6 protein-coding genes and 2 pseudogenes are annotated in these 5,836 nt (G+C 74.9%); 6 read left to right on the top strand and 2 right to left on the bottom strand.

What is annotated here, in order from left to right; all coding sequences use genetic code 11:
* The 4 genes and pseudogenes from FOE67_RS14330 to FOE67_RS14315 form a co-directional block, all read left to right on the top strand.
* Positions 1–616 (top strand): annotated as a pseudogene (locus FOE67_RS14330) (hypothetical protein); the annotation flags it as partial.
* On the top strand, positions 613–831 hold the full coding sequence (locus FOE67_RS14325; protein WP_182664262.1) for a hypothetical protein: 219 nt from the start codon (positions 613–615) through the stop codon (positions 829–831). The pseudogene FOE67_RS14330 and the gene FOE67_RS14325, both read left to right, overlap by 4 nt.
* A gap of 4 nt (positions 832–835) precedes the next feature.
* A complete protein-coding gene (locus tag FOE67_RS14320; protein ID WP_182664260.1) occupies positions 836–2,530 on the top strand; it encodes an AAA family ATPase in 1,695 nt (564 codons plus the stop codon).
* Between the two features lie 451 nt (positions 2,531–2,981).
* Positions 2,982–3,404, top strand: a complete 423-nt coding sequence (locus tag FOE67_RS14315; RefSeq protein ID WP_182664258.1) for a hypothetical protein — start codon at positions 2,982–2,984, stop codon at positions 3,402–3,404.
* A 325-nt stretch (positions 3,405–3,729) separates the two neighbouring features.
* Here FOE67_RS14315 and FOE67_RS14310 read toward each other — a convergent pair whose 3' ends face one another.
* Together FOE67_RS14310 and FOE67_RS14305 are read right to left on the bottom strand one after the other, a co-directional pair.
* On the bottom strand, positions 3,730–3,957 hold the full coding sequence (locus FOE67_RS14310) for a hypothetical protein (protein ID WP_182664256.1): 228 nt from the start codon (positions 3,955–3,957) through the stop codon (positions 3,730–3,732).
* A 15-nt stretch (positions 3,958–3,972) separates the two neighbouring features.
* A complete protein-coding gene (locus tag FOE67_RS14305; RefSeq protein WP_182664254.1) occupies positions 3,973–4,179 on the bottom strand; it encodes a type II toxin-antitoxin system Phd/YefM family antitoxin in 207 nt (68 codons plus the stop codon).
* A 122-nt stretch (positions 4,180–4,301) separates the two neighbouring features.
* Between FOE67_RS14305 and FOE67_RS14300 the strand changes: the two genes are divergently transcribed.
* Together FOE67_RS14300 and FOE67_RS14295 are read left to right on the top strand one after the other, a co-directional pair.
* Entirely contained in the window at positions 4,302–4,736 is a 435-nt protein-coding gene (locus FOE67_RS14300; protein ID WP_182664253.1) for a hypothetical protein, read from the top strand.
* Between the two features lie 83 nt (positions 4,737–4,819).
* Positions 4,820–5,836 (top strand): annotated as a pseudogene (locus FOE67_RS14295) (hypothetical protein); the annotation flags it as partial.

Raw genomic sequence — 5,836 nt, 5'->3', positions numbered from 1 at the left:
CCTCTCCCCCGCGCCGGCCCCGGCGCCGGTGCCGCCGGTTCCGCCGGCCGGGCCGCCCCTCCCGCCCGGCGAACTGCGGGCGATCGAGCGCGCCGTGAGTGACGGGCAGGTGTATGACCACGACGGGCAGGTGTGGCTGGAGGCCGGCCGAGATGAGGCCGGGCGGGTCCTGGTGGTGCCGGAGGGCCGTACCGAGCGGTGTCCGGTGGAGCTGGTGGCCCGTGTCCACGGCCCGCTGGTGATCTCGCCCGGCGCCGGGCGGCGGGCGTTCGAGGAGGAGTTGGAGGCCGAGCTGCGCGCGGTCGCGCCGTGGCTCTCGGAGGTGTGGGCGACGCCGGTGACGGTGATCGACGCGCGGCAGGAGCGGGTGCGGTGGCACGTGGCGGCCCGGGGGACGGGCTGGGGCACGGGCCGGTTGTGCCGGGGGCTGGATGCGGAGACCCGGTTGCGGCTGCTGGAGGTGTTGCGCGCCGGGTATCCGGGCGCGGACTGGTCGGTCGCACAGTGCTGGTCAGTCGTGGATCGGGTCCTACGGGCCACGGTGCCGGGGGACCCGACGGATCCGGTGCCGGTGCCCTCCCCCGCCGGCCCGGGCGGTGCGGGCGGTGGGCGGTGATCGAAGTGGCCGCGTTCGTGCTGCTGGTGGTCGTCGCGACGACGGCTGTGACCGGGGCGCAGTGGCGGTCCCGTCGGGTGGGTCGGGAGGCGGCGCGGCGGCGGCATCCGGCCGGACGCGCCCTCCCCACCACCGCCCCCTCCTCTCCTTTCTCTTTCTCCGCTTCGGCGCCCGGTGTCCGGGTGCCGGGGCCGCGCACGCACAAGGACGGCTGAGCCCATGAGCAAGACGACGATGCAGAACTTCGGTTTCGTTCCGGCGGTTCGGGCGCGGGAGGCGGCGCGGGTGGCGCTGGTCGGCCCGGCCGGGGCCGGGAAGACCCCTGTCGCGCTGGACCTGGCCCGCGAGCTGGCGGGTGAGGAGGGGCGGATCGCAGTGGTGGACTCCGAGCGGGGCGGTGCGCTGCGGTACGCGGAGATCCCCGGCCGCCCGGAGGCCGGGGGGCACCGCTTCTCCCACCTGACGTTGGAGCGGTTCACGCGGGAGACGCTGCTGCGGACGCTGCGGGCGGCGGCCGAGGACCGGTATCAGGTCCTCGTCGTCGACTCCTACTCCGCGTGGTGGGACGGCCCGGGCGGGCTGCGGGAGGTCGCGGCCGAGGCCGGGGCCGCACTGCGCAAGGACAGCCGCGCGACCTCTCCGGATCCGGGGTGGGAGCGGGTCAACCCGATCGAGCGGCAGATGCTCGACGCACTGCTGGCCTGGCCGGGGCATGTGGTGATCACGCTGCGGACGCACACGGAGTACCTGACCGATGGTGCGCGGACGCTGCGGGTCGGGGGGCGGCCGATCCAGAGCCGGAACGTGGAGCACGCCTTCCCCGTGGTCGTCGACCTCGCGGATGGGGTGGCGATGGTCGCGAAGCCCGGCGGGGTCCGTGCCCTGGCCGGTGCGGTGTTTCCGGAGGAGCCGGGGCGGGAGATCGCCGCGGCGTTGCGGGAGGAGTTGCCGGTGGGGGTCGGGCCGGTCGAGGGCCTGGCCGTTGCGCTGGCGTCGCCGGCCCTGACCTACAGGGAGGCCGTGGCGCTTCGGCAGGAGGTTGCGCGGCGGGGGTTGCGGGAGGCGCCGGTGCCGCACCCGGCCACGGGCGGCCTCGTGCCGTTGGGGGTGTTGGTGCAGGAGCGGACGGATGAGCTGCGGCCCCGAACCGGGACGGCCGCGCCGGCTGCCCCGGCCGGTCAGGGCGTGCCGACCACCCCGGCCGGGCCGGCGGGGCCGGTGGAGGAGGGGCAGGCGCGGGAGGCCGTGGCCCGGGCGAGGGAGGCACAGCCCGACCCGACGAAGTCCCCGGCGCTGCCGCAGCAGCTCTCGAAGATCGGGCAGCACTACGCCCGGCTGAACATCACCGAGGCGTCCGCCCGGGAGGTGTCGGAGCTGATCCTCGGTGCGGACCTGGACGCCTGGCCGGAGCTGACGCGGGCGCATGCCGGGGAACTGGTCATGATCCTCCAGCGGCTCCCCAACGAGTTGGCGTTGGAGGAGTGGCTGGGGAAGTGCCGGGAGCGGGACGCCGCCCGGGCCGCGGCTGCCGCGCCTCCGCAGCGTGAGGAGGAGCCGGTCGTCGGCGACCGCCAGGAGCCGGAGCAGCCGGTGGGGGCGGGGGTGTGTGCGACCTGTCCGGGGCGGATCCTGCCGCGGCCGGGCCGGGAGACCCCGGAGCAGTGCGCGGTGTGCCGTCGCGCAGGCATCCCGGTCCCGGACCAGGAGCCGGAGTCGGGCGGGGAGTCCGGTGGGTCGGCGGTCGGCGAGGAGCCGCAGGAGCCGGCGGACGGCGGTGACGTCGAGGTCGTGGATCCGGAGGAGTGGCCCGGCCGGGGCGAGGAGTCGCAGGACCAGGAGGTCGACGAGCACGTGTGGATCGACCCCGGCCCGGAGCCGGCTTCGGCCGGTGAGCGCGAACCGGCGATGGCCTGAGCGCACGGTTCCCGAACGCGGGTGAAGGGGGTGGGTGCGGCGCCGGTGCGGTGCCGGGCCCGCCCCCGCTCGCGGTTCCCGAAGACGAGACGAGAGGGGTGAGCGGGTTGTACGGCGAGACGTGGGGCCGGTGGGTCACCGAGGTGGTGGGCCCGATGGGTCGGCACTTGTTGTGGACGGGGCCGCGGGATGTGGCGGGGCGGCCGGTGGCCGGCCGGGCGGGGCGGTGTCCTCGGGCGGCGTTGTGGGTTCTGGACCGGGGTGTGGCTCCGGCCGGGCCGCTGGTGCCGTGGTGTGGTCAGCGGTGGTGTGTGGAGCCGGACCACCAGGAGGAGCGGCCGGTGGTGCCGAGTGGGCGCCGGGCCGGGGGCCGGGCCGGGGCCGGGCGTCGTGGTGTCCCGGCCGGTGCCGGACGGGCGCCGGTGCCGGGTCCGCGAGCGGGGGTCCTCCGATGAACGCGCGGGTCGAGCTGGCGTTGGAGGTGTTCGGCTGGGTCGCGTCGGCCGGGGCCGCGGTCGACGCGGTGCTGGGGACGGTGCCGCCGGCGGCCGTGCTGGTCGTGGCGGTCGGCGGCCTAGTGGTCCACGAGCGGGTGACGAAGCGGCGGGCACGGCGCGCTGCTGCGCGGGCCGCGGAGGAGCAGGCCCGACCCCGGGTGGTTCGGCCGGACCATGCGGCGTTCGAGGCGCGGCTGCTGGAGGAGATGGGCGCGACGGACGGTCCCCCGCCGGTGGAGCTGCGCAGCACGGAGAGCGAGGTGTCTGCGGCCGAGTGCCGGGAGCTGTGGCCGGACGCGCCGCGGTGGCCGGAGGCCCCGTCGTGGGGTGAGGAGCCCGACGTCGGTCCGGCTGGCGGGTCGGGGGGTGCGCGGTGAGCGTCAAGGGCGGACCGGCGTTGGGGCGCCGCAGCAGGCAGTGCACCACGGGTTCCCCGATGTGCGGCTGGTCGGCGCGGTTGTACCCGTGTGGGTGGCGGTGTGATGCGCACGCGCCGTGGGCGGTGGCGGGCCGGCCGAGGCCGGTGCCGGGTCCGGGGTTGCCGGCGGGGGCGTGGTCCACGCCGTCCCCGGACACCGCCTCGCGGGTGGTGGATCGGCGGGCGGTTGCCTCTGGGAAACGCCGTGCGCCGCTTTCGGCGTTTCGGGTGGCTCAGGGCGAGGTCGCGCAGGAACGCGAGCGGCGCCGGTGACCGCCGTCGGGTCAGCGGCCGGAGGGGGGCTTTCCGTCGGCGCGCAGCACCAGCCACGGCGGGTTGGTCGGAGTCCGGTTGTTGGGCATGGCGGTGAGCGCCGTGGTGTCGAGCAGGTCGGTGGCGCCGGCCTCGGTGAGCCGGTGGTTCTCCACCAGGTCGCGGATCGCCTCGGCCCGGGTCGTGCGGCCGGCGGCGATGTTCTGCCGGAGCTGTTCGACGGTTTCGGCCAGTGCCATGGCTGCTCCCGGGAGTCAGTCGGGCTGGTCTGCCAGGAGGCGCTGTTCGCCCAGCGCGTCCAGGGCTCGGAGGTACCAGTCGAAGGGGACCACGACTGCTGCTTCGGCCTTGCGGTTCAACAGGACGGTTGGTTCTCCGGCGAAGCGGGCGCGGGCGACGACCTGGCCGAACACGTTGCGTGCCTCGGCGATCTGGGCGCGGTGTTCACGGCGAGTGGTCATGCGCGAAGAGTACACGATGCCTCTTGTAGCCAACATGCCTAAGTTAGCTATGATGTGCATATTCCGGTTGGGGGAGAACGCCCCCACCAGCACCTTTCACGCCCCGAACCCGAGAGGCACCCATGAGCGACACCACCAACACCGCCCCCTACACCGACGAGGACATCGAGTTGGCCGCCGTGCTGCTGCACCGGGAGCGGTGCGGCGTCGCGCCTTTCGAGGTGCGCGGCGCCCTGGACGAGGAGGCCGTGAAGAAGCAGCCGGGCGAGCGCGGCCTCGCTCCGGCGCCGGGTTCCCCGCTGTGGGGCGAGCTGCCGCAGGCGCAGTTCGAGACGGCGGTGACGGCCGTGCACGGCCTGGTCGACGGAGCCGCGGACCTCTCCGGGTGGGCGGTCCCGATGGGCCGGGACGGGCTGGAGCCGGACGAGGCGACCGCGGAGATCAAGGCCGATGACGAGGTCCTGGTCCGGATGCACTTCGCGTTCGGACCGTCCGTCCCCGTCGAGGCACGCGACGGGCTGGTCATGCAGGTGACCCGGCAGTTGATGACCGGCTGACCCCTTCGGGGCCCGGCCGATCGTGCCGGGCCCCGGGGGTCTTCCCCGTCGTACCCGATCGCACCATCAGAAAGAAGCGCCACGTGAGGATTCGCCGGTCACGGCTCACCGCCGACTTCGTGCAGCTCCCGAACGGGACCGTGCGCGATGAGCGGCTGAGCTACATGGCGCGCGGGATCCTGGCGGAACTGCTGTCCCGCCCGGACGGGTGGGAGACGACCGCCGATGACCTGTGGCGCCGTGCCGCACAGGCGCGGCCGGAGAACAAGGGCGAGGGGCGCCGGGCGTTCCGGGCCGCGTTCGCCGAACTCAAGGACCGCGGGTACCTGACCTCGGCCACCGAGAGCCTGCCGGGGGGCCGGCACGGCACCGTGCTGACCGTCCACGACCTCCCGCAGAACGGCGACGTTTGCGCAGGTGGAACCGACGTGCCACATGCCGGTACGTCGGAGGGCGGATCCGACTCGACCGACGTACCACACGCTGGTACGTCCCTAAGAAGACAGAAGAAGAAAACAGAAAAGAAGAAAACAGAGTCCGGTGACGGCCGTCAGGCCACCACCGGTAGTGGGGTCCGAGGGGAGGGCGGCTTCGCCGCGCCGGACAAGCCCACCCCCACCTCGACGACGAAGACGAATCCCACCGCGGAGCAGGCCGCCGCCATCGGCGCCATCATCGGCCTGCTGCCGCCGGCCCTCCGCGACCGCCTCCCGGCCCGGGTGCCGGCAGCCCTGGTCGACGCCATCCGCGAAGAACTGGAGCGCGGCCTGAACGCCGCCCAGCTCGTCGAGCGCACCGACGCCCGGTGGAACGCCTGGGGCCTGGCCCTGGACGCCGACACCGACGGCGGCGGCCGAGGACTGCACAGCCCCGTCGGGGCGGCGATCCGCCTCTTCCACCCCGGGTACTGCCCCGACCCCCGCTGCATCGACGGCGTCCTCCCCGACACCGGCGCCTCCTGCCGGACCTGCGAGGAACGCGCCGCCGACCGGGCAGCGGACCGGGCAGCCGAACGCGCCGCCGCGAAGACCCCGGCGAGCCCGCCCAGGACGCCGCTGCGGGCCGTTCCCGCCCCCACCGGACACACCACCCGCACCACC

This window comes from Streptomyces calidiresistens, assembly GCF_014141525.1.
In the GTDB taxonomy this organism is placed as follows: Bacteria; Actinomycetota; Actinomycetes; order Streptomycetales; family Streptomycetaceae; genus Streptomyces; species Streptomyces calidiresistens.
Note: the sequence above shows the minus strand (reverse complement) of the source record. Positions and strands in the feature narration are given on the sequence as shown.

Excerpts from the sequence above, each read along its gene's own strand:
- FOE67_RS14315 (WP_182664258.1), top strand. The coding sequence starts at position 2,982 with ATGAACGCGCGGGTCGAGCTGGCGTTGGAGGTGTTCGGCTGGGTCGCG.
- FOE67_RS14310 (WP_182664256.1), bottom strand. The coding sequence starts at position 3,957 with ATGGCACTGGCCGAAACCGTCGAACAGCTCCGGCAGAACATCGCCGCC.
- FOE67_RS14305 (WP_182664254.1), bottom strand. The coding sequence starts at position 4,179 with ATGACCACTCGCCGTGAACACCGCGCCCAGATCGCCGAGGCACGCAAC.
- FOE67_RS14300 (WP_182664253.1), top strand. The coding sequence starts at position 4,302 with ATGAGCGACACCACCAACACCGCCCCCTACACCGACGAGGACATCGAG.
- FOE67_RS14320 (WP_182664260.1), top strand. The coding sequence starts at position 836 with ATGAGCAAGACGACGATGCAGAACTTCGGTTTCGTTCCGGCGGTTCGG.